The sequence below is a fragment of the Lederbergia wuyishanensis genome, assembly GCF_022900255.1.
Taxonomy (GTDB): Bacteria; Bacillota; Bacilli; order Bacillales; family Bacillaceae_C; genus Lederbergia; species Lederbergia wuyishanensis.
This window is the reverse complement of the sequence record NZ_JALIRM010000014.1, coordinates 105,383-128,692: the sequence shown is the minus strand read 5'-3', so window position 1 is coordinate 128,692 and position 23,310 is coordinate 105,383. Positions and strand designations below refer to the sequence as shown.

The 23,310-nt window shown below is 36.3% G+C and carries 26 protein-coding genes; 8 read left to right on the top strand and 18 right to left on the bottom strand.

The genetic code is table 11. The features are described 5' to 3' along the window. Nucleotides 1-51: 51 nt before the first annotated feature. The 3 genes from MT489_RS18560 to yugI all read right to left on the bottom strand — a co-directional run bounded on the left by MT489_RS18560 (nt 52) and on the right by yugI (nt 3,374). The gene (locus MT489_RS18560; protein ID WP_244683060.1) at nt 52-1,242 is read right to left on the bottom strand and encodes an ornithine--oxo-acid transaminase; all 1,191 of its coding nucleotides are present in this window, start codon (nt 1,240-1,242) and stop codon (nt 52-54) included. Between the two features lie 39 nt (nt 1,243-1,281). After that, nucleotides 1,282-2,826 (bottom strand): L-glutamate gamma-semialdehyde dehydrogenase, encoded by a 1,545-nt coding sequence (gene pruA, locus MT489_RS18555; protein WP_244683059.1) that lies wholly within the window; start codon nt 2,824-2,826, stop codon nt 1,282-1,284. A gap of 155 nt (nt 2,827-2,981) precedes the next feature. Then, a complete protein-coding gene (gene yugI / locus MT489_RS18550; RefSeq protein ID WP_244683058.1) occupies nt 2,982-3,374 on the bottom strand; it encodes a S1 domain-containing post-transcriptional regulator GSP13 in 393 nt (130 codons plus the stop codon). A 172-nt stretch (nt 3,375-3,546) separates the two neighbouring features. On the opposite strand from yugI, the gene MT489_RS18545 reads away from it, so the two are divergent. Together MT489_RS18545 and MT489_RS18540 are read left to right on the top strand one after the other, a co-directional pair. Further along, complete coding sequence (locus tag MT489_RS18545) at nt 3,547-4,359, top strand: alpha/beta fold hydrolase (RefSeq protein WP_244683057.1); 813 nt, start codon at nt 3,547-3,549, stop codon at nt 4,357-4,359. 275 nt (nt 4,360-4,634) lie between these two features. Beyond that, nucleotides 4,635-5,798 carry a MalY/PatB family protein gene (locus MT489_RS18540; protein ID WP_244683056.1) on the top strand — a complete coding sequence of 388 codons (1,164 nt, stop codon included), beginning with the start codon at nt 4,635-4,637 and terminating at the stop codon, nt 5,796-5,798. A gap of 231 nt (nt 5,799-6,029) precedes the next feature. Here MT489_RS18540 and MT489_RS18535 read toward each other — a convergent pair whose 3' ends face one another. From MT489_RS18535 to MT489_RS18525, 3 genes are all read right to left on the bottom strand, one after another. Then, on the bottom strand, nt 6,030-6,569 hold the full coding sequence (locus MT489_RS18535; protein WP_244683055.1) for a superoxide dismutase family protein: 540 nt from the start codon (nt 6,567-6,569) through the stop codon (nt 6,030-6,032). Between the two features lie 250 nt (nt 6,570-6,819). Further along, entirely contained in the window at nt 6,820-7,047 is a 228-nt protein-coding gene (locus MT489_RS18530; protein ID WP_244683054.1) for a hypothetical protein, read from the bottom strand. Nucleotides 7,048-7,308: 261 nt separating this feature from the next. After that, nucleotides 7,309-8,046 (bottom strand): peptidylprolyl isomerase, encoded by a 738-nt coding sequence (locus MT489_RS18525; protein ID WP_280518703.1) that lies wholly within the window; start codon nt 8,044-8,046, stop codon nt 7,309-7,311. 111 nt (nt 8,047-8,157) lie between these two features. Here MT489_RS18525 and kapB point away from each other — a divergent pair, with 111 nt between their 5' ends. Together kapB and MT489_RS18515 are read left to right on the top strand one after the other, a co-directional pair. After that, nucleotides 8,158-8,550: a kinase-associated lipoprotein KapB gene (gene kapB / locus MT489_RS18520; protein WP_244683053.1), complete on the top strand. Its 393-nt coding sequence runs from the start codon at nt 8,158-8,160 to the stop codon at nt 8,548-8,550. 137 nt (nt 8,551-8,687) lie between these two features. Further along, nucleotides 8,688-9,896, top strand: a complete 1,209-nt coding sequence (locus MT489_RS18515) for an MFS transporter (protein ID WP_307416204.1) — start codon at nt 8,688-8,690, stop codon at nt 9,894-9,896. 24 nt (nt 9,897-9,920) lie between these two features. On the opposite strand, the gene MT489_RS18510 is transcribed toward MT489_RS18515, so the two are convergent. The 5 genes from MT489_RS18510 to MT489_RS18490 all read right to left on the bottom strand — a co-directional run bounded on the left by MT489_RS18510 (nt 9,921) and on the right by MT489_RS18490 (nt 13,831). Beyond that, nucleotides 9,921-10,814: an aminoglycoside phosphotransferase family protein gene (locus MT489_RS18510; RefSeq protein WP_244683052.1), complete on the bottom strand. Its 894-nt coding sequence runs from the start codon at nt 10,812-10,814 to the stop codon at nt 9,921-9,923. Between the two features lie 207 nt (nt 10,815-11,021). Continuing rightward, nucleotides 11,022-11,387, bottom strand: a complete 366-nt coding sequence (locus MT489_RS18505) for a DUF2188 domain-containing protein (RefSeq protein WP_244683051.1) — start codon at nt 11,385-11,387, stop codon at nt 11,022-11,024. A gap of 64 nt (nt 11,388-11,451) precedes the next feature. After that, nucleotides 11,452-11,835: a hotdog fold thioesterase gene (locus MT489_RS18500; protein WP_244683050.1), complete on the bottom strand. Its 384-nt coding sequence runs from the start codon at nt 11,833-11,835 to the stop codon at nt 11,452-11,454. A 128-nt stretch (nt 11,836-11,963) separates the two neighbouring features. Continuing rightward, a complete protein-coding gene (locus MT489_RS18495; protein ID WP_244683049.1) occupies nt 11,964-12,215 on the bottom strand; it encodes a hypothetical protein in 252 nt (83 codons plus the stop codon). Between the two features lie 110 nt (nt 12,216-12,325). After that, nucleotides 12,326-13,831 (bottom strand): leucyl aminopeptidase, encoded by a 1,506-nt coding sequence (locus MT489_RS18490; RefSeq protein ID WP_244683048.1) that lies wholly within the window; start codon nt 13,829-13,831, stop codon nt 12,326-12,328. 212 nt (nt 13,832-14,043) lie between these two features. Here MT489_RS18490 and MT489_RS18485 point away from each other — a divergent pair, with 212 nt between their 5' ends. Beyond that, the gene (locus MT489_RS18485; protein ID WP_244683047.1) at nt 14,044-14,535 is read left to right on the top strand and encodes a divergent PAP2 family protein; all 492 of its coding nucleotides are present in this window, start codon (nt 14,044-14,046) and stop codon (nt 14,533-14,535) included. Between the two features lie 38 nt (nt 14,536-14,573). On the opposite strand, the gene MT489_RS18480 is transcribed toward MT489_RS18485, so the two are convergent. The 3 genes from MT489_RS18480 to MT489_RS18470 form a co-directional block, all read right to left on the bottom strand. After that, nucleotides 14,574-15,281 carry a 3D domain-containing protein gene (locus MT489_RS18480; RefSeq protein WP_244683046.1) on the bottom strand — a complete coding sequence of 236 codons (708 nt, stop codon included), beginning with the start codon at nt 15,279-15,281 and terminating at the stop codon, nt 14,574-14,576. Nucleotides 15,282-15,416: 135 nt separating this feature from the next. Continuing rightward, nucleotides 15,417-15,743: a YuiB family protein gene (locus MT489_RS18475; protein ID WP_244683045.1), complete on the bottom strand. Its 327-nt coding sequence runs from the start codon at nt 15,741-15,743 to the stop codon at nt 15,417-15,419. Between the two features lie 303 nt (nt 15,744-16,046). After that, nucleotides 16,047-17,264, bottom strand: coding sequence for an NAD(P)/FAD-dependent oxidoreductase (locus tag MT489_RS18470; protein WP_244683044.1), 1,218 nt, complete (start codon nt 17,262-17,264; stop codon nt 16,047-16,049). A gap of 321 nt (nt 17,265-17,585) precedes the next feature. Here MT489_RS18470 and MT489_RS18465 point away from each other — a divergent pair, with 321 nt between their 5' ends. After that, on the top strand, nt 17,586-18,584 hold the full coding sequence (locus MT489_RS18465) for an NAD(P)/FAD-dependent oxidoreductase (protein ID WP_244683043.1): 999 nt from the start codon (nt 17,586-17,588) through the stop codon (nt 18,582-18,584). Between the two features lie 703 nt (nt 18,585-19,287). On the opposite strand, the gene MT489_RS18460 is transcribed toward MT489_RS18465, so the two are convergent. Next, nucleotides 19,288-19,650 carry a HesB/IscA family protein gene (locus MT489_RS18460; protein WP_244683042.1) on the bottom strand — a complete coding sequence of 121 codons (363 nt, stop codon included), beginning with the start codon at nt 19,648-19,650 and terminating at the stop codon, nt 19,288-19,290. 65 nt (nt 19,651-19,715) lie between these two features. Next, on the bottom strand, nt 19,716-19,958 hold the full coding sequence (locus MT489_RS18455; protein ID WP_244683041.1) for a YuzB family protein: 243 nt from the start codon (nt 19,956-19,958) through the stop codon (nt 19,716-19,718). 346 nt (nt 19,959-20,304) lie between these two features. Between MT489_RS18455 and MT489_RS18450 the strand changes: the two genes are divergently transcribed. Beyond that, nucleotides 20,305-21,372, top strand: coding sequence for an NAD(P)/FAD-dependent oxidoreductase (locus MT489_RS18450; RefSeq protein WP_244683040.1), 1,068 nt, complete (start codon nt 20,305-20,307; stop codon nt 21,370-21,372). Nucleotides 21,373-21,505: 133 nt separating this feature from the next. Here the strand turns inward: MT489_RS18450 and MT489_RS18445 are convergent, their stop codons facing one another. Next, nucleotides 21,506-21,838 (bottom strand): YuzD family protein, encoded by a 333-nt coding sequence (locus tag MT489_RS18445; protein ID WP_244683039.1) that lies wholly within the window; start codon nt 21,836-21,838, stop codon nt 21,506-21,508. 102 nt (nt 21,839-21,940) lie between these two features. Between MT489_RS18445 and MT489_RS18440 the strand changes: the two genes are divergently transcribed. Further along, entirely contained in the window at nt 21,941-22,177 is a 237-nt protein-coding gene (locus MT489_RS18440) for a NifU family protein (RefSeq protein ID WP_220157949.1), read from the top strand. Nucleotides 22,178-22,227: 50 nt separating this feature from the next. On the opposite strand, the gene yutH is transcribed toward MT489_RS18440, so the two are convergent. Next, entirely contained in the window at nt 22,228-23,232 is a 1,005-nt protein-coding gene (gene yutH, locus MT489_RS18435; protein WP_244683038.1) for a spore coat putative kinase YutH, read from the bottom strand. Nucleotides 23,233-23,310: the final 78 nt, after the last annotated feature.

The window sequence follows — 23,310 nt, the reverse complement described above, 5'->3', positions numbered from 1 at the left end:
TTTGTCCCTTTTATTAAAAGAGGGACATCTTAACGATCTCAGTTAATTATATCATTTTGCAAGCACTTTTTTAATCCGTTCGATCGCCCAATCCAACTCTTCCCTAGTAATCGTTAATGGCGGAGCAAAACGGATAACATTTTCATGTGTTTCTTTACATAAAAGCCCTTCTGTCATCAAGGCTTCACAGTATGGACGGGCATTTTCATTTAACTCGACACCGATAAATAGACCTTTGCCTCTTATTTCTTTTATCGACGGATTAACAATATCATTTAATTTTGACATAAAATATAGTCCAAGTTCAAGTGATTGTTCACAAAGTTTTTCATTATAAATAACGTCCAATGCCGCAATCGAAACTGCACATGCCATTGGATTTCCACCGAATGTTGAACCGTGGGACCCAGGGTTAAAAACTCCAAGAATCTCACTATTTGCCGCTACACAGGATATCGGAAACACTCCACCTCCTAGCGCTTTGCCTAATATATACATATCCGGTTCAACCGTTTCCCAATCACAGGCAAACATTTTTCCAGATCGTCCTAATCCAGATTGTATTTCATCTGCAATAAATAGTACATTATTTTTTCTACAAATTTTAAAAGCCTCTTTTAAAAACCCCTCAGGTGGAATTATTATTCCCGCTTCTCCCTGAATTGGCTCTAATAAAAATGCAGCGGTATTAGAGGTGATTGCCTGCTTTAACGCCTCTATATCCCCGTATGGGATAAGCTTTATACCAGGTAGCATTGGGCCGAACTGATATTTATATTCATCATCTGAGGATAGAGAAATAGCACTCATTGTCCGTCCATGAAAATTCCCTTCGCAAACAATGATTTCAGCTTGATTTTCCTCTACTTTCTTTACCGAATACGCCCATCGCCTCGCCGCTTTTATAGCAGTTTCAACCGCTTCAGCACCTGTGTTCATTGGTAGAACCATATTCTTATTCGTTAATTGGCAAACCTTCTCATTCCATGGTCCAAGCATATCATTATGGAACGCTCTTGAAGTCAATGTAACTCGATCCGCTTGCTCTTTTAAAGCTTGAATAATTTTTGGATGGCGATGTCCTTGATTTACAGCAGAATATGCACTTAACATATCCATATATTTTATTCCTTCAGGGTCTTTTACCCATACCCCTCCTGCCTCGGAAATAACAACAGGCAGAGGATTATAATTTTTTGCCCCGTATTTTTCGGTTTGCGCAATGATTTCCTCTGTACCCAAAAATTAAGACCTCCTGTTGATCTATTTTCCAAGTGAGATTTATAGCATTTCGGACGTTGTTTTAGCCTGCATATGAAGTAGTAGATAATCTGGTCCTCCGGCTTTCGAATCGGTTCCACTCATATTAAAGCCGCCAAAAGGCTGGTAACCTACGATTGCACCGGTACATCCACGATTGAAATATAGATTTCCCACATGGAATTCTTCTCGAGCAAATTCAATGTTTTCTCGAGATTTAGAGATAACGGCTCCTGTTAATCCATATTCTGTGTTATTAGCTATTTCAATTGCTTCTGTAAAATCCTTCGCTTTAGCAAACGCCACAACAGGGCCAAAAATTTCTTCTTTCATAATTTTAGCTTCTGGATCGAGATCAGCAAAAATGGTTGGCTTGATAAAAAATCCTTTCGAGTCGTCACCTTCTCCTCCAGCCATAAGCTTACCTTCTTGCTTACCAATTTCAATATATTCCATTATTTTATTGTACGCATTTTGATCGTTAACGGGTCCCATAAAAATATTTGGATTTGTAGGGTCTCCAACAGTTAATTTTTTTGTAATTTCAACTGCACGTGAGAGCACTTGGTCATAGACATCTTCTACAATGACAGCTCGAGAACAAGCAGAGCACTTTTGTCCAGAAAATCCAAAAGCGGATTTAACGATAGATCGAGCTGCTAATTCAAGATCAGCCTCTTTATCTACTACAATTGTATCTTTTCCACCCATTTCCGCAATGACACGCTTCAGCCAAATTTGACCGGCATTCACTTTCGAAGCACGTTCATATATTCTAATCCCCACTTCTCGTGATCCTGTAAAACTAATAAAACGAGTTTTTGGATGGTCAACTAAGTAATCACCAACTTCTGAACCACTCCCCGGAATATAGTTGACAACCCCTTTTGGCATCCCTGCTTCTTCTAGAACTTCCACAAATTTTGCAGCAATAACCGGTGTTGTGGATGCCGGCTTCAAAAGAACTGTATTTCCTGTTACCATTGACGCAACTGTAGTTCCAGCCATAATTGCTAAAGCAAAGTTCCATGGCGAAATAACAACGCTTACACCGAGAGGTATATAATGATAACGATTAAATTCTCCAGGTCTACTTTCGACATTCTTTCCATTTTTTATTTCAAGCATTTGACGACCATAATATTCCATAAAATCAATGGCTTCAGCAGTATCCGCATCAGCCTCATTCCACGGTTTACCAGCTTCTTTAACTAATAGAGCTGAAAATTCATGCTTTCTGCGTCTAACAATAGCGGCTGCTTTAAATAAAACATCAGCTCTGGTTTCAGGTTTTGCCTTTTTCCAAGATTCAAACGCTTTCAAAGAACTTTGCATCGCAAGTTCAGCAAGCTCCATGTTTGATTTAGAAACATAGCCAATTATTTCATCCTTATTTGCTGGATTAATAGAAACAATTTTGTCTTGAGTCGTGATACGTTCACCATCAATGATCAACGGGTAATCGCTTCCAAGATAACTCTCAACAATTTGCAATCCTTTTTCAAAGGCAAGTTTATTTTCTTCTTCAGTAAAGTCTGTAAAAGGTTCATGTCTATAAGTAATCACAGTGTATCCCCCTCACGCAGATTTTTTCTTCACATAAATAGTAACATATTTTCAGTGTTAGAATATACAAAAACGCGAGAGCATGGTCAGATGAAATATTAGATAAACTTCTCGAGAAAACAAAAAAAGGATGCCTATATGACATCCTCAAAAAACTATTTTTTAATTAATTCTTCTCGTGATTGTTCAATCCACTCTTGAAGCTTATCTTTTAATGTATTAAAACCCTCATTAGTTGTTTGTGTCGTTTCTGTTTTGATTGTACCTTGTCGACGCGGATTTCGAGGTTCACGTTGCTTTTGTACCTCTTCAGTAGCACGTATGGAAAGGCTGATTTTCCCTTTCTCTTCATCAACGTTTAACACTTTAACTTTAACTTCATCACCTACAGACAAAATTTCATGAATATCTTTTACAAATCCATGTTTTATTTCCGAAATGTGAACAAGTCCTTGAGTTTGATCGTCCAATGCAATAAATGCACCATATGGTTGGATACCGGTCACTTTACCTGTTAATACCGCTCCTGTTTCATATTTTGTAGTCATAGAAACACTCCTAGTTTATATTAGATTTTCTCCTAATTTACGCAATTGTAAATTATAACATAGAGAATCATTAGAATCAAAGAAGCAGTCCTATCATATATTGAAAATTTTCCCCTTTGTAGTTTTTTCAAACCTTTTTAAAAGGGTATCATAATGATAGGAGGTGGAAGATATGCCAATAGGATCTTCAATCAAAATAAATGATATTAGTATTTACTATGAGGAATATAAGCATCCAAATGCACTTAATACTATTGTTTTAATTCATGGTTTTTTGTCATCCTCATTTAGTTTTCGTCGCTTAATTCCATATTTAGAGAAGGATGTTAATATTGTTTCTATAGATTTTCCACCATTCGGAAAGAGTGGAAAGTCTTTGAAATTCAGCTATACATATGCAAATATTGCCAGTACTATCCTAGAACTACTTGACACTCTTGGCTATAAGAACATTATTGCAACTGGACACTCAATGGGTGGTCAGATTGTTTTAAATATGAGTATTCAGAGACCAGAATTTATCAAAAAAGCAATACTTATAAGCTGCTCTGGGTACGTGCCACGCGCTAAACTCCCCCTTAGAATGTTGACGTACGTTCCATTTATCGGGAGATTTATTAAACTATACCTTGAAAAATCAGGCGTTGAGGGGAATTTAAATATTGTTGTCTACGATAAATCCATTATTGACGAGAAAATGATTAAAGGGTATGAGGAACCTTTTCATCATAATGAAATTTTCCGGGCATTAGCAAAAATGCTTCGTCATCGTGAAGGTGATCTTGCTCCAGTGTCTCTTCAATCAATTCAAACACCATGTTTACTTTTATGGGGGGATCACGATACGATAGTTCCTTTAAATATTGGAAATCGTCTCGCCTATGATTTACCAAATTCATCACTAGTCGTTATAAAAAATACTGGCCACTTATTACCTGAAGAAAAACCAAAAGAAGTCTATGATGAAATAATACGTTTTATTTAAATTGTTCTCATATAGCAAGCGATTGTGACTAGCAGCTAGCTGGCCTAAACACGCCTTGGTATCTCTTATAAGCATTCTTAGTACCATCTGTTCCACATCATATGGATAAAAAAATGATACAAAAACATATGTATTAGGTTTTCTCTTCGTTTACGAATATATATTCGAAGTTAACAATAGGCACATTAAAATCCTTTTGGATGTAGTTGCTTGTAAAATCTAACCCTTCACCTTTATGATTAATGTTGAGCAATGAAAAGGAAAGGAGTCTTACTATGTATAATTTTGATGAAAAAGTCGATAGAAAAAACACTTCTTCTGTAAAATGGGATGGTATGAAAGCAGTTTTCGGAAAAAATGAATTGTTACCAATGTGGGTAGCAGATATGGATTTTCCTCCACCTAGTGAAGTACTCGAAACAATGAAGCAGCGCGTAGATCATGGTGTTTTTGGTTACACAATTATTGGTGATACCACTTCTAAAGCAATCATTAACTGGGTCAGTAAACGTCATGGTTGGGATATTAATCCTTCATGGCTTATGTATAGTCACGGGGTTGTTCCATCCATCGGCATGGCGATTCGAGCATTTACAGAGGTTGGGGACAAAGTCATGCTTCAATCCCCTGTTTATACACCTTTTTTTAATATGATTGAAAGTAATATGAGAGAAGTTATCAATTCCCCTCTAGTATTAAAAAACGGACGCTATGAAATAGATTTTACAGACTTTGAAGAAAAGTTAAAAAGTGGAGTAAAGCTATTTTTACTATGTAGTCCACATAATCCAGCAGGGCGAGTTTGGTCTAAAGAAGAACTTACTAAAATAGCGGAACTTTGTAGGGAATATGGGGTTATTATCGCCTCAGATGAAATACATGCCGACATTGTTTCACCACCTTACAAGCATATTCCAATTTGTACATTGGATCCTTCATATTCGGATTTTATTATTACATTTATGGCCCCTAGTAAAACTTTTAATTTAGCAGGGTTGCAATCATCCTTTATTGTTGTTCAAAATGTAGAAATGCGTAAAAAATTGCAAGATATCCAGAAGAAAGAAGGTTTTCATACATTAAATACATTCGGAATCATTGCAATGGAAGCAGCTTACCAATATGGAGAAAAGTGGCTTGAAGATGCACTGGATTACATAAAAGATAATATTAAAATTCTTAAAGAAGGAATTGAAAATTATCTACCTGAATTAAAAGTGATAGAGCCAGAAGGAACATACCTTGTATGGGTTGATTGCAGGGCAACAGGGTTGGACGACAAAGAAATACGCCAAAGACTTCTAGAAAAAGCCGGTTTAGCAGTCAATTTTGGAAATTCTTACGGTCAAGGTGGAGAAGGTTTTATTCGAATCAACACAGCTTGTCCGCGTTCAATTATAGAAGAAGGGATCGAGAGATTAAAATTAGCTTTTCAGTAAGAAAAGTGTAAGGCGACCAATTTAGACCACATCAAAAATGAAGTGGGTTAGTTGGAGAATCTCTATATTAATTGTTTATGTTTTCTGCCCTTAAGCAGAGGGAGCCTAGATTTTGACAACGAGAGCCTTTGTTAAGAAATATAGTTCTAATAAAATTGTCATACATTCTTATTTTTCAAGAAATGAAAAGTACTTTTCCACTAATATTATTTGTTGTGGAAAAGTACCTTTTTATTTCTTCGTTGATTTTGCAGGTTTTCTATCCATTGAAATTTCCCCGCACGCGATTCTTTCTCCTGAGTCACCAGCAGGCTGAGCCATTCCATCATCAGCTCCCTCGTGTATTACTATAGATGTTCCTTCCGTTGTATAAAGAGAATTTTTCTCTTCTTTAAACGTGACACCTTTAGCGGTAAAATCTGTTTTTATATTACCATCGTCTTCTACTATTAAATTTGGAAAATCCCCTGCATGTGGACCTTTCGGGTTGAGGAGACCATGTTCTTTATTGTCAGGATTGAAGTGGTCACCAGCTGATAAAAAATCCGGCGGAGCACAACTTCCTTTGTCATGGATATGTATAGCGTGCACACCTGGAGGCATTCCTTTCAAATTAACCTTAACCTTTATACCGTCTGCTTTTTCCTCAAGCTTTATTTTCCCAAGTGAATCTCCGTCAGAATTTTTCATATCTATGTCCAATATATTTGGAAGCGGATTTGAGCATGCAGAAAGAATAAAACATATTGAAAACAACATTAATTTCCTCATAGCCAACCCTCCATAAGAATTCCCTATTCGTCATTATTGCCATGCGAAAAATGAAATATCCTTTTTCAACACACTTTTTCGAGTAATAGGTATTTGCTTTACAAGGAAAATCCAATCCAAATTATTATTTATAACTTTCAATAAAATAATTAGCATTAAAGAAAAACACTAGTAAGCTACGAATTCTCTTGCAGTCTGCATCTGTAAATAATACACATTAGCAGACTTTTTTCGCACAAAAAAAGCACCATTAAAGATGCTTTTCTTTGTTTTCTTGTTTTATTTGATCCTCTAGATGTTTAGTTTTGGACTCCTGTTTTTTGGAAACTTTTTTGATCAATACAAAAGTAAGTATTGCTGCAAAAATAAATACGGACATTGAAATCGCGGCTGGGATATATTCGGTTTTATCCTCTGGGAAATAAAGAAATGGCATATATAAAACAAACGAATTTAAGATTGTGAACAAGGAAAACATCCTTTCCTATTAAAAATACATATTTATTATAGCAAAGTCTTTTTGTTAAAACCAAGGCACCCGTTTGCGAAAAGTCGACAATAATGTGAAAAGCCGTCCTTATTGGACGGCTACAAAATTTTGAAAAACGCTCACATACGGTGTTGCTTGCCTCGCTCGTCTACTCATGAAGGTAACTTCTTTTCGCGTCTTCACTCTAGCGTGCCTTGTATGACAAGCTTTTTCATACAGTCTAGATAATCATTCATTTAAAGATTTTTCTTATTCCTTAATGATATCAATACTTTCAATAACAACATCATCAAGAGGCTTATCCCCAGGGCCTGTTTGTACACCTGCGATACTGTCTACAACATCCATTCCTTCGATAACTTGTCCAAACACAGTATGGCGGTGGTCAAGATGTGGGGTTCCACCATTTTCAATATAAGCCTCTATGATTTCTTTTGGAAAACCAGCCTTCTCAAGCTGACTTTTTACACGTGGATCCATATGATTATTTTGCACGATAAAAAATTGACTTCCATTCGTATTCGGGCCAGCGTTTGCCATAGAAAGAGCGCCACGAAGATTGAATAATTCCATTGAAAATTCATCTTCAAAGGAATGCCCGAAAATACTCTCTCCACCTCGACCTGTTCCAGTTGGGTCTCCACCTTGAATCATGAAGTCGTTGATGACCCTGTGAAAGATTATACCGTTATAATATCCTTCTTTTGCATGTGTTAAAAAATTCTCAACTGATTTTGGAGCTTGCTCAGGGAACAATTTTATTTTTATCGAACCCATATTTGTATTCATTTGTACTAATTTTTCATTTTCCGCCACTTCAGTGGACAATTGTGGATACACTACTTGTTCAGTCATTTCTGAATCTCCTTCTTCCTTTGCAGATTGGTTACTACCTGTTGCAGTCTCCTCATTTAAATTTATTATTGAGGACTTGCCGCATGCAGATAATATGGTAACAAACATTAGTAAAAAAAGAAATTTTTTCATCTGAAAGCCCCTCCAAAAATAACTTTACAAGAAAATAATAAAAAAAGCATCATTCTTTCATTTTCTTTCATCGTCTTCCATAATAGTAAGAAAGGAAAGGGGGATTTGCTAGTGCAAATTGGACAAGTTGTTACGGCCTTTAATAAAACCGGAAAATATATTGGTGAAATTACAGCAGTTAAACCGGATACATATACAGTGCGTTGTTTAGCTGTACTAATTCATCCAAGACAGGGAGATCTTCATAACCCAAATGAGGCAGATGTACCATTTTTTCACGAAAGAAAGGCGCTTGCTTTTCGAGAACAGGCAAACATTCCAATTAAAATGGTAAAACCTTATGAAGATGAAATTCCTGATTATAAAAAATCACTAGTTGCATCGGTGGAAAAATTAAAAAATCAACTAGAAACAAAGACAGATGATGCTTATAGCGTAAAAAGCCTACAAGCGTTAGATGGGGTAATAAAGGAATATGAGTTAATGTACTCTATAACGTTCTAAAAGGCGGTCTCATTTACTGAGCCGCTTCTTTTGTTTTTCTCGCATTGTGCAGAGCTGTTGAATTTATAAAAAATTACTATATACTAATATTTAGGGAATCGAAATATTTTTTCCAACTAAATAAGAAGGTGTTTCCAATTAATATTGAAAAACGCAATTTCCTCATTATGTGGATTTGCAATTTTCTTATTGCTGCTAGTATGACGATGGTACTTCCATTTATATCGTTGTATATTGGTACTCTCGGCGATTTCAGCCACGATTATATACAGCGATGGTCGGGACTTGTCTTTGGTGTCACCTTTTTGAGTGCTTTTATCGTTTCACCGATTTGGGGTCGAATTGGCGATAAATATGGATTTAAGCCGATTCTTTTAATTACAGGCTACGGAATTGCCACTTCTGTTTTCTTCATGGGAATCATTCATAGTGTTTTCGGACTATTTATTTTACGAATGATAATGGGTTTTGTGACAGGATTTATTCCAACATCTATCGCACTTATTTCAAAACAAACTCCAAAAAGTGAAGCTGGCAAAACGCTTGGCACCTTGCAAATGGGTAATGTTGCAGGTAGCCTTTTCGGGCCCATCCTTGGGGGAATATTGGCAGATAATGTGGGGTTTCAATATACTTTCGTTATTACCTCGATATGTGTCATGATTGCTACGACTGTTGTATTTTTTGGAATAAAAGAAATCAAACAACAATCGGAAGTTAAAAAGAAAATTCCCCGTACTCAAAAAGATGTCATCAAACAAATTCTCAGTCGAAAAATGCTTGTCATGGTAATGGTGATTGCTTTATTAATCCAAGTAGGAAATTTTAGTATTCAACCCTTACTCGCTCTTTACGTAAGTGACTTAACGCATGCTACAAGTATCGCTTTACTTTCGGGACTTGCATTTTCAGCGACTGGTTTCGGAAATTTATTACTAACCCGTCAATGGGGTAAGCTTGGAGATACAATTGGCTACGAAAAAGTGCTGCTTATACTATTAATTCTTGCATCAATATTAATAATTCCACAAGCTCTCGTTACTGAATTATGGCAATTAGTCGGATTGAGATTTCTTTATGGAATGGTTGTTGGAGGAATGATTCCTTGTGTAACGGCTTATATACGAATCGAAGCGCCGCTTGAAATGCAAGGTGAAATTCTTGGATATAACCAGAGCTTCCGCTTTTTAGGTAACGTTATTGGACCTGCATTAGGTGGATTTGTTGCAGGTCACGCAGGCATTTCTTCTGTCTTTTATGTAACCGGAAGTTTATTTCTGGTTGCCTTTGGAATCCTGTGGTGGAATGTAAAGCATGCACAGGAGCATTTTAAAGAAAGTTATTAATTGCAAAATGCCAATGATGAGTATTTAAGCCTCATCATTGGCATTTTTATTGATTATATCAAGTAATGATATCCAGTAACTCCATGCATTTAAATAGGCTGGTAAATCGTCTGGATGATGATATAAACACCTTTCTATACGAAGATAAAGTCCTATGATTACTTCCTCTATTAAATATTTCTTATCGTGATTAAAAGTTGGAAGTTTTCGTGCCACGTCATAAATAATTTCAAATTTCAAATCATCCGGTGAAGAGCAGAAAGCAAATACAAGCTCAAAAAGGGGTGGACCCGCAAGAGTTAGAGGGTCAATGATACCGATAAGCAGATCTTTTTTTTGCAGAAAGTTATGTACCCCACAATCACCGTGAAGCAGGTATGGGTTTTCTCCCCCATCTTTTGTATCTATAAAAGACTTAACTTTTTCACAATCTTGAAAAGTTAATACCGTTTCAACTGTTTCTCTTGCATTGTTAACTTCTGTAAGTAAAAATTCTCTATAACTGTTATATCTTTGGTAAGTATATCCCCACTTCTTATCAGGAAATGGTTGATAGTGGGCAATAAGTTCGTCAACCAAGATTTGTAGGTTGAATTCCTTATTATTTAAATGGGAATTAATTTTCCCTTCAATAAATTCATAAATATAATACTGTTGATTCTCATCTATAAATATGACTTTTGGTAAAATTTTTAGATGTTCATATGTTTTTAAAAAAAGTAATTCATCAATGATGACAGCCTTTTCATTTTCCTTATACACATATAGCCGATCATCGTCTCCTATCAACTTCCAAACCTTACTTGATGTTCCACCGCTAAGTTCTTTCCAATCAATAATTTTAAAACCTAACAAATTAAAATTATTTAACGTATCAATCTTTTGATCAATTGATTTATTTCCATTTTCGATATCCATCCCCCAACTCCCCTTTCATTAATCATAGCTCTTTTCTCAAGCATCATTGCAATGTAGTATAAACTTAATAATGAAAAATAGTTTATCCCTCAAATTACATTTCAGCTGAGAAAAGAGCTAGCAGCTTATAAGAAACGCTAAACTTTCTTTATTAAGTGAAAACCCGCTTTCGAGCTTTTACAAAAGCACAAACTTTTAAAAATAGCATTAATCATAAAGCCTTTGAGAAACGTCTCCATCTTTATTGTGAACAAACAAGACTCCATCATGTTCCTTTACATACTCTTTAGCTTCATCAATTAAATCTTCTTTCGTATCTTCTCTTTTAATCGCGTGCTTCCCGTCTTTCCTTTTCAATACCCAGTCTTCGCCATCTGCCATTACATGGTATTCAGGTCTTTCATGATTGTCATCTTCAAAATATTTACGTGCTTGAGCTATACCAATCGCAATTGCCCTGCCCTCGTCTTTATTATCATCAATGAGAGCATTGGCAATTTCAATAGCCTTATTACGAACTTGTTCGGGTAAGTTCTTCATTGAATCAGGGTAATCATTCTTTGACCAAGGCATGTACGAAATCACTCCTTTTAAGTGTATACATCACCTTTCCCTTTATTAAAGTTTCAAAAACTCACTACCTTTTAGAAACTATCGCCACGGTACATCTTGATATACTTATAAGGTTTTCTTCTTCATCCTTGATTTTAATATCCCAAACCATCGTGCTCTTCCCATGATGAAGTACTTCTGCAATTGCCGTTACGAATCCATCCTTTTTTGAACGGATATGATTGGCATTAATTTCTAGACCAAAGCATATTTCTTTTTCCAAATCAATCATGGCTGATGCTCCAATGCTAGCAACAGTTTCGGCTAAAGCTACTGAAGCCCCTCCATGCAAGTAACCATAAGGCTGTCTTGTATGTTCGTTCACAGGCATTGTTGCAATGACTTTCCCCTTTTTAATCTCGACTATCTCAATACCTAGTGCATCAAGAAGAGTTTTTGATTTTTCCATTATGCTCACTCCATTTCATATATATAATTCTATACATGAGGCATGATTCCTTTATTGAATACAAAAAGCTCCCCACTAAGACGGAGAGCTCTTCGTATTTCATATTGCTTTATTAGCAATAACATATTTCAATTATATCCATATGGTGCTCCATAAGCTCCAGGTGCACCATATCCACCATAGCCATAAGGTACTGGCGGCACTCCTCCATAACTATACGGCGCAATTGGTGGATAAGCTATGATTGGACGTGGGCGGAAAAAAGCACTGGCAAGCCCTCCGCCAATCAATCCTCCAAAAAAGCCCCCTACAAGAGGAGCGCCAAACAATCCAAAAAAGCGACTATCGCCATAAGGTACAGGGCCGCGATAATACATCATTTATTAGCAACCTCCTTTGTCTCTAAACAAATGCCCTTCTATATCTGTTTATGCGACAAAGGTCTATATGGCATGGGCAAATTAGAAATAACATTCCCTTATTTTAGCTATTATTCTTTTTCTAAATAAAAATTTTCAACAAGCAACGCTAACGTTCGGGCCATCACACCTGTGGCACCTGCTGGACCTAATTCGTGATCGGATTTAGTAGTTGCTGTGCCAGCTATATCCAAGTGAACCCATGGTGTGCCTTCTGCAAATTCTCCGATAAAAGCCCCACCCATGATAGCATGACCTTCTCTTCCAGGGGAATTATTTAAATCTGCAACCTTACTTCCGCGGACTCTTTCTTTATCTTTTTCAGTATAAGGAAGGCGCCAGATGAATTCTCCTGCTTCATACGAAGCTTCCAATACTTTTTCAAAGAGAGCTTCATCATTTGTAAGAGCACCTGTTTTATCCAGTCCAAGTGCAACTATGACTCCTCCTGTTAAAGTAGCTACATCCACTAAATAGTTTGCACCGTGATGTTTTGCGTAAGTCATAGCATCTGCCAGCACAAGTCTACCTTCCGCATCGGTATTTAACACTTCAATTGTTTTTCCGCTTAAAGAAGTGATAACATCATCTGGTTTAAAGGCATTTCCACTGATCATATTATCAGTTGTTGGAATAACCGCTACAACATTTTGCTCTGGACGTAGATTTCCGATTATCTCCATCGCACCTAATACTGCAGCAGCTCCACCCATATCAGTCTTCATGCCGACTATTCCGTCTTTTGGCTTAATTGAATACCCGCCTGTATCAAATGTAATCCCTTTTCCAACAAGTCCCATTACATCTGTCCATTCGTCTTTTCCTTGGTATTTTAAGACAATCATATAAGGAGGCTCAACCGATCCTTGATTAACCGCTAAAAAAGCTCCCATTCCTAGCTTTTCAATTTCCTCTTTATTTAAAATTTCTACCTCAAATGAATGCTTTTCTCCCAATTCTCTAGCATATTGGGCAAGATCGCTAGCTTTAAGCATATTTCCAGGTAAGTTTACAAGTGTTCTTGCAAAATTCGTTCCTTCCCCGTAAGTGCTTCCGACCTCTGCAGCAAGCTTGATTTCATCATGGTTTCCATTAGTAAAAATCTCAACCGTGTCTATCTTAATTTCCGGTTCATTAGATTTCTGTCTATATCCTTCAAACTGATATGTAGCCATTATGAACGCTTCACTAAAAGCTAGTGCTGCTTCCTCTTCCCTAATTTTTTCCGAAACAAATGAATCAAGTGCTATTGCCACGTTTCGAATACGCATACTAGCAAGCTTTTTACTTGCTGCTCCAAATGCCTCTTTCAACCCTGTAAAACTTATTTCTTTTTCCTTCCCTAAGCCAACAAAAACAAAGCGTTTAACATTTGATTTACCTAAACCATGGATAACAGCTATTGATTTATGTTTTGCTGAAATATCCCCCGATTTAACAAGGTCTGTTAGCTCCCCATCAAAAATCTGATCTAACGGTTCAAGCATTCCAGTAAATTTTTCCGGTTTTTCAATTAGACCTACAATTAAACATTCTTTTCTACTTTCAAACGGATTTCCATTCGATATTTTAAACATTTTATTTCACCTCAAATGCCATTATAAATGAAATAAGTATATATTTCGAGTATCGAAAGTTTTAGCGAAGCCCACAGCTAAACTGGAATATTATATCTTTAATCCACGTAGCCGAAAACATTGACTAACTTTCGTAAATAACGCATGATTTCTTATGATATATTGTGGTATGATAAATGGAACCGTTGCAACTATGTGAAAGGATGTTACGAATGGAGTTTCTACATAATTTCCCCTTTTGGGCTGCCATCACAGCTATATTCTTTGCTCAATTTATAAAAGTGCCCTTGCAATTTATGTTGACAAAAAAAGTAGATTGGTCACTAATCACATCTACAGGGGGAATGCCTAGTTCTCATTCAGCAGGCGTAACAGCATTAACGACTAGTGTTGCACTTGATGAAGGTTTAGGATCGACTCTTTTTGCAGTTTCAGCTATTTTTGCCATCATCGTTATGTTTGATGCAACTGGAGTCAGAAGACAAGCTGGGGAACAAGCAGCTGTTCTCAACAGACTTTCCCTTGATTTTCAAAAAATGATATCAGATTTACACGATTGGCAAGGAAAAACACAAAAAGAAAAACAAATAGAATTTAAAAAGCTAAAAGAACTATTAGGCCATAAACCAGTTGAAGTATTTTTTGGTGGATTAACTGGAATTGTTTGGGCAATGATACTTCATAAATTATTGATTGTTGTATAAAGAAAAAAGAAGCGGGATAAAAAATTCCGCTTCTTTTTTTATTGATCATTCGTATTAGTCTTTAAAAATCTTTGACGAAACACCTGCATTGTCTCGTTTTCATTAAGTGCAACTAAATCTTTTTCGGTTAGAGTTCCATTACCTTTTTGAATAATATAAACATCTAATTTTCTTTTTCCCCATTCTTTATAAACCTGCTCTACAGTCTCGTAATATAAATCGATTGTATTTCCTTTTATAGCCGATCCCGTGTCCGCCACTACACCATATCCATAGTCAGGAATATACAAAATCGTGCCTAAAGGGAAAACATTGATATCTGCCGCAATTGTAGAATATAAGTCTCTTTTTACCTTTACACCTGAATAGGTTATCCCGTATTGTGGATGACCAGGATTTTTTCCAGTAGATTCAACCCCAGCAGTGTAACCAGTTGCGGTTACCTTCACAGTTGGATATTGAGACCAATCTTCATCTTCTAGCAACTTTGGTTCACTTGCGGAACTTGCCACGTATGTAAATTGTTCCTCAATAGAATTATATAAATTTTTTAACGAAAATCGCCTTTCTTTTATATGGGGAAAAACAAATAAACTTTTTTCAAATTCAGCAATGATACTCGGTGTTGTTTTTGCGGCAAATGTTTTAGCATTCATTCCAGTAATAGATTCGAATGTTGTTAACAATGCCCCAATTAATAAAAATAACATCATTATTCTTTTACTTGTTTGTTTAATGTATAGCATCCATACACTCCTCTCAAAATTAATACTTTCCCATTTTGAGAGGAAATATTCCTTCTGTATACAAAAAACTGAAAAATAAGAATTATATCACTATATTTTTCCCTAAAACAAAAAGACTTCCTAATAACGAAAGTCTTAAAACATTCTATATCCTTTTGCACGAAGTAACCTCATAGTTACTCCAGAAGTTATAGCTCCTAACAAACCACTCGCTAAAATGGCAAGATCAAATGGTGCAAGTTCAGAAACACTTTTTCCTAAATTTGAAAACGATGCACTAGTATTTGTAAAGTATTCACTAAAATCTACTTTGTTAATTATTAATATCGCAATGATTGGATATACGATAGCCATAATCCATGTCATTCGCAGTAACATATTTAATAAAAATCCAATGCCAAAGAATAATACAAAAAATAAAAGCATGGATACCAATAAAATTGGAATGATCGACATGGACAAAATCCCCCCTTGATTTTACACTATGTCCAAGTCTACTAGATGTAATAAGGTGCGTCAATCATCATAATAAGACAACTTTATGACGATTTTGAAAGAAATGTGTAAGCTACATCTCTAAAATGATAAACATATTATTCCGATATGCAAATATCTGATTTTTGACAATTAGCTTCTCAGGTTATTTGATCTGCTGCACTTAGAAATAGACAGAAACAACTTCCCCGAAGATAGTTTCCAATTTATTAATGACTAAATCCCCAAAAAAGGCAGAATCATTAGACTCTGCCTTTTCCTTATGGGTGGTTAAAATATATTGAATTTCCCTTTTTTCACTGTAAGCGGCACTCCGCCAATCATGAATAAAGCACGGTTATCAATCATTTTTTTCATGAATGATGCTTTGGTACCAGTTACTTTCTTTCCAAACACTACTCCAATTGCATCATCGTCACCCAATGAACATACAGTACCTTTATTATCAAAAGTGAATGACTCTAAATGTGTGTTACCTTTAACTAATCTTGCAATATTTCTCGCTACCAATTCCCCTTGTTGCATTGCAATTTGAGCAGTTGGTGGGAACGGACGATTAATTTCTTCATTGATCACAAGAGAGCAGTCTCCGATGACAAACACATCAGAAAGTCCAGGTGCACGTAAATCAGGATCAACTTTTACACGGCCACGCATGTTCTCAAATTCAGAAGCTTCGATAATTGGGTTCCCACGAACACCAGCGGCCCAAATAACCGTTTCAGCTTTGATTTCTTCTGTTTCATTTTCACCTTTTGCAACAACAATACCTTCTGGTGTAGCTTCTTTAATAGCCGTACCAATCATAAACTCAATGCCTTTTTTCTCTAAATTAGCCATCGCATATTTAACAAGTTCAGGATCGAATCCAGGTAGAGCAGATGGAGCCGCTTCTACACAAATTACTCGTACTAGCTTTTGATCGATATCATATTCTTTACATAGTTCAGGAATTCTGTTTCCAAGTTCCCCCAAAAATTCGATACCAGTAAATCCTGCACCGCCAACTACGATTGTTAAACGATTTGGATTTTTTACTTCTTCAGCTCTATATGTCGCAAATTGATATTCAATATGTTCACGAATTTGACGAGCTGCATTCACATTTACAATAGAAAATGCATATTTGTCTAATCCTTGAATACCAAATGTTTCGGAAGCTCCACCAAGAGCAACAACTAAATAATCATAATCTAATTGACCGTTATCAAGAATGACTTTTTTCGCTTGGTGATCAACTTTTAAAGCGGTTGCTTGAACAAAATCAACTTTGCTTCGGTCGATAACATCTTTAATATCATAACGAACACGGTCATGATGAAGTGTACCTGCAGAAGCTTCATGTAGCCATGTAGTTTCGTAGTGGTAGTCATTCTTATTTACTAAAACGATATCAGCTTCATTATTACCAAGCTGTTTTTGCAGACGGGTTACTGTCATTAAGCCCCCGTAGCCAGCACCTAATACAACAATTTTGGGCCTTTTCATAGTATACACTTCCACCTTTACAACGTATTATTAATAGCTTGTACGAGAATATAATTAAAATGTTATAAGTGCCTAATGTGATTCACTTCACGTACAACATAAAAAAAAATCCAGAAAAATGTCATAAATTATTAACATCTCCTCTACATTATATGCTTTTCTACTTCTTTTTCAAGCAATTTTGACTAAAAACGAAAATTATTAATATTCAAAAATTATCCAGTTTTTATTTTAATTCATTTGTATGATTATGTAAGATTAATTCGTATATGATATGATGTGAAAGATGGATTTTTTTAAGCATTATAGGAGGGATTTTCTTTGAAAGAAGATCAAAAAATATACGATATAACAATTTTAGGAGGAGGGCCAACAGGTCTTTTCACCGCCTTTTACGGTGGCTTGAGAGATGCCAGTGTAAAAATAATCGAAAGTCTTCCACAACTAGGCGGTCAGCTTTCTACCCTTTATCCTGAAAAATATATATATGATGTTGCAGGCTTTCCAAAAATTAAGGCTCAAGAACTTGTTAATAATTTAACAAAACAGATGTCTATGTTTTCGCCAACCGTTTGTCTTGGTCAAGCTGTTACGAATGTGGAAAAATTAGAAGATGGAACGTTTAGGCTTACATCAGATGAAGAAATCCATTATTCCAAAACGATTATCATCACTGCTGGAATTGGAGCTTTTCAACCTCGTCGCCTTGAAATCGAGCCTGCTATCAAATATGAAGGAAAAAATTTACACTATTTTATCGACGATATGCAAAAGTTTGCTGGTCAAAAAGTAGCTATTCTTGGTGGTGGTGACTCAGCGGTTGACTGGGCTCTAATGCTTGAACCGATTGCAGAAAAAGTTACATTAATTCACCGTCGAGATAAATTCCGTGCGCATGAAAGCAGCGTTGTTCAATTGCAAAATTCTAAAGTAGATATACTTACTCCTTTTGTAGCTTCTAATCTAAATTGTGATGATCAAGCAATTAGAGAACTATTATTAGAAGAGGTCAAAGGCGAAAGAAAAATTTCTGTTGAACTTGATTCGTTGATCGTGAATTATGGATTCGTGTCTTCTCTTGGTCCTATTAAAGACTGGGGATTGGATATCGAAAAAAATTCAATCGTGGTAAATAGTAGAATGGAAACAAATATTCCAGGTATTTATGCAGCAGGAGATATTACTACATACCCTGGAAAAGTTAAGTTAATTGCAACTGGGTTCGGAGAAGCACCAACAGCTGTCAGCAATGCAAAATCGTATATTGATCCAAAGGCACGTCTACAGCCGATGCACAGTACTTCTATGTTCGATCAATAACATATAAGAAAAGCCCAAGGCGCCTGTTCAGCGACGTACAGGCCCACAGGATGTGGGTCCGTCGACGTCGCCACAGGACGTGGAAGTTTTTAGTCGACGTTCATCTATAAGCTTCTGACGAGATAAAGGAAACACAGCAAGGTTTGGAAAAGCGGAAGGCGCCTGAAGAGGAAGGAAGGCTAAAAGCGCAACGTCCTATTGCGACGCCTCCCTGACCCGCATCCTGCGGGCCTCCGACAAGCAAATGTTCTGAGTCAAAAAAGTCCGGTCTTTGACTTTTATTGACTCAGGTTATTTGACCTCGAGGGGCTGGCGCCTGGAGCTAGACAAGACGAGCCGATGTTGACTTATCGTAGGAAGAAGCTGAAAGTTTGCTAGTCGCTGGGCGCCTGAAGCTAGACAATGAAAGACTTCTTTAAAATAAGGGTCGTATAAAATTGTATACTTTCTTTACTTTGAACAAAAGCGCCAGGCGCGCAGCCTTAGGCGACAAGCAAATGTTCTGAGAAGCATAAAGTCCTCTTTTTGACTTTTAAGCTTCGCGGGTTTATGACCTCGAGCCGATAGCGCCTGGCGCTAGACGGAAACTACCTTAAAAAAGTTATCCTTAACTTTTCAAATTTATAATTTCCTAAGCAATAAAAAAAAGAGCCGGGTGAGGTATCAATATTCCACCTTCGGCTCTATTTTTTTATATACTCTATTAACATTTTTCGGGGGTACCTTGAACATTAGCTGTACGGAAAGATGAACCACACCCGCAAGATATAAGGGCATTCGGATTATCTATCGTAAAACCTCCGCCCATCAAAGATTGTTTATAGTCGATGACTGTTCCTTTTAATAATGGAGCACTTTCATGATCTATTAGAACTGGGATACCGTACTGTTCAAAAAATTCATCGGTATCTGACTTTTCGTGCTCTAAGCTCATGCCGTATGATAAGCCGCTACAGCCACCACCGTTGATTGAAAAGCGAAAATATGCATCTTCTTCCCCATTATGTTTCATCATATCTTTTATCTGTAAAGCTGCGGCTTCTGTAAGTGTTATGGTTGTACTCATATGTGCACTCCTTTCAACAAGCATATATATTAAGTATATACCTCTAATTCTATAATCTCAACAGATTAAAACATTGGATTTTCTTCAATATATTGATAAATAGCTTTAACAAGCATCTCCGGAGTTTCTCCAGTTACGACTTCTCCATTTACGAGTGCATATAAACTTTCTGCACATAAATCGCAATGATCAAGACAACCGTATTCTACTATATCCAAGTTAGGATCTTCCTCTAGCACTTGTAAAGCTTCATATCCTCCACTACCCAAATTACTTATACAAAATTCGATAATTGGATTCAAAAGCATCACCCTCTCAAAAAAGCACAAGGCGTCCACTTATTAAGCAACAAGAAAATGATCTGAGACAAAATATTTTCTTTGCCTCTTTATTGCCTCAGTTTACTTAACTTACAGTCCATCGCGCCTGAAGCTAGTTATAACAATATAATCCTACCTGTTTAGAGTTTGATAGTCAAAGGGTAGGATTATATATAAAGGTATACAGATTTCCAATTTTTTTTACTTTTCACTAATGTTGTATATAAAATGGGAATCAGCTATACTTTTACGTGGGATTATTTTCAATGTGCTATCATTATTAACATTTACCTATTATTTTTCTTCAAGTAGACGGCAAAAGGGGATATTTTTCATGAAAAAATTAGTATTGCTCGGTGGAGGATATGGGAATATGCGTGTCCTACGCGAATTGCTGCCAAATCATCTTCCGAACGATGTAACAATTACACTAATAGACAGAGTGCCATATCATTCTTTAAAAACCGAGTACTATGCCCTCGCAGCTGGTACGATTTCAGACCAAGAGGTAAGAGTAGCTTTTCCTGAACATCCAAATTTAAATATTATATATAGTGAAGTAACGGGAATCGATCTAGATCAAAAACAAGTTCTTCTATCTGGTTCTGACCCTGTTTCTTTTGATGAACTTATTATTGGTTTAGGATGCGACGATAAATACCATGATATTCCAGGCGCAGATACATATACCTATAGTATTCAAACAATCGGGGAAGCACGTGATACGTACCAAAAACTAAACAATCTACCTGCTAATTCGATAGTAAGCATTGTAGGTGGTGGGTTAAGCGGTATTGAGCTTGCTAGTGAACTCAGGGAAAGCCGTCCAGACTTAATCATCAAGTTATTTGACCGCGGAAAAACAATTCTCTCATCTTTTCCGGAAAGAATAAGTCGCTACGTACAAAATTGGTTTAATATGAATGGCGTTGACGTTGTCAACGAAGCAAATATTACAAAAGTAGAAGATCAATTATTATTTAATAACGATGAGCCAGTTCATACAGACGTTATCGTGTGGACAGCGGGGATTCAGCCTAATAAAATTGTACGTGATCTCAATGTTGAAAAAGATAAACAAGGAAGGGTTATTTTAACAAAATACCACAATATTCCTAATTACGAAAATGTATATGTTGTTGGCGATTGTGCAAGTCTTCCATATGCGCCAAGTGCTCAACTAGCGGAAGGGCAAGCTGAACAAATCGTTACTATCCTTACTAAACGCTGGGAAGGAAAAGAACTTCCTGAAGAAATGCCTACTATTAAATTAAAAGGCGTCCTCGGATCCCTTGGAAAAAAACAAGGATTCGGTCTAATGGCGGATCGAGCTATAACAGGAAGAATTGCAAGAATCCTAAAATCTGGTGTCTTGTGGATGTATAAATTTCATAAAGGATAAAATATTAGGTCAGTTCAACTTTGAACTGACCTAAATGCTTTTATAAGCAATTTATTCTTTCGGATAAAAAGAGCGCCTTTATCGAAGCGAAATTATTTAGAGTTGACCTACTCGAAAAAGAACACTAGATAATTTATTTTATACTTACCTCTTCATACCCATATTTCTCCATTTCTTTATAAATATCCTTTAACTTGGGATTTCCTTCACCCACTATTTCCTCACCTATTGTTACAACTGGATAAAACAAATCTTCTTCTATGACCCGAGAAGCAAATATTTGGTGTTTCTTCTCCTCTGGTGGATTAAAGATATCAATATACTGAATGGTAAATGGCTGGTTAGGATATTTTCTGGTAATAGCCGCATCTAACCATTCAAATGTTTCTTTTGATGAAGGCATTCCAACACAGCTTGCACAAATCTGTTCTGCACCATAAACAAAAATTGCAACTTCCTCTTTCATATTTCACACTCCCTCTCCATCAAAAATAATCGAATGAGATTGCTATATAGATTTTTTTCTTCATACTGATTATAATGGTTATATGGAAAGGAGTCGATATCAATGTATGAACAAACGATGATGGAACAAGTACAAGAAGTATTAGATAAATTACGTCCATTCCTCCTTCGCGATGGCGGAGATTGCGAACTCGTTGATGTTGAGGATGGAATTGTAAAGCTCCGTCTACTCGGCGCATGTGGAACTTGCCCAAGCTCCACAATAACATTAAAAGCTGGAATTGAACGTGCATTGGTTGAAGAAGTCCCTGGTGTATTAGAAGTAGAACAGGTATTCTAAAACTAATTTTACATTATGTAAGAGCCTAACATTAGGCTCTTTTTCATTTTCTAAGATGGTACCAACCAATCAATAACCGGGAAATGACTATAACCTACTCCTGCCACATGATAAAAACTACCTAAAAAGCGTTCATAGTCCCTTGCATCCCGCATATATCTATTCAGCCTCTCCTCTAATTGCTTTTGAGTCCATTGAGACGAAGTAAGGTAATAATCTTCAATACAAGAAAAATAATGCAAAGGAAAAAGCAATCTGGCATAGACCAACCTCCAAGAAAAACCAGATAATGGAGAAACGGATTCATACCCACGTATAAATTGTGTTAATTCCGGTTGAAATGATCTGTAATTACGAAAATAACAATCCCTTATCCATTCAGCTATATCACGCGAAGGATGATCAAATACCCAATCAAATGGACTTCTTATTTCCATTTGTTTATTCCATACATTTTCGTGGAATCTTTGATGACCAATTGTCCCCATATCCGAAAAAGTCAATTCTTCATCAAGTTCCGTATCAGTTACATATTGAATGGCATTTTCACAAAGTCCAAGGTAATAAGGAAATGAACGGATAAATAGCTTTTCAAATTCTTCACCTGTTCGCTCTTGAATAACACCACTCCATACTTTTTCGATTTGTTCTAATCTTTTTATCCAATATGATTTCCACTGTCCTACCCTATTTGCTCCTGAAATCGGAGCTTGTATTAACTTCCCACGTTCATGAAATTTTGCAAGCTTACTTCCTGTGTTTTTATTTCTCGAGGGAGGAAAACGATAATTATGCATAAGTACATAATCTTGATTCTCATGAGTAATAAGAAATTTTCCATTCAATCCAGGAACAAAAGTAGACACTTTATTATCTCCATACTTTGCCATATGTTCCGACATCTCATATAATTCAATTAATGCCTCTTGTTCCATATGTGTCGCCTGAATAATAGTATAAAGTGAGTTATCTACCATGTATCGAACGGAGCTTCCATCTTCAATCGTTTGTTGTGGTGTAATTCCAAAATAATTTTCCAATATTTTTACTGACATGGAGCACCCCTCTTTCATTTGCTCTTTGCAGACTGCATGTATATCCTTTTAGATTAATTATATGATTCTAAACTGTTT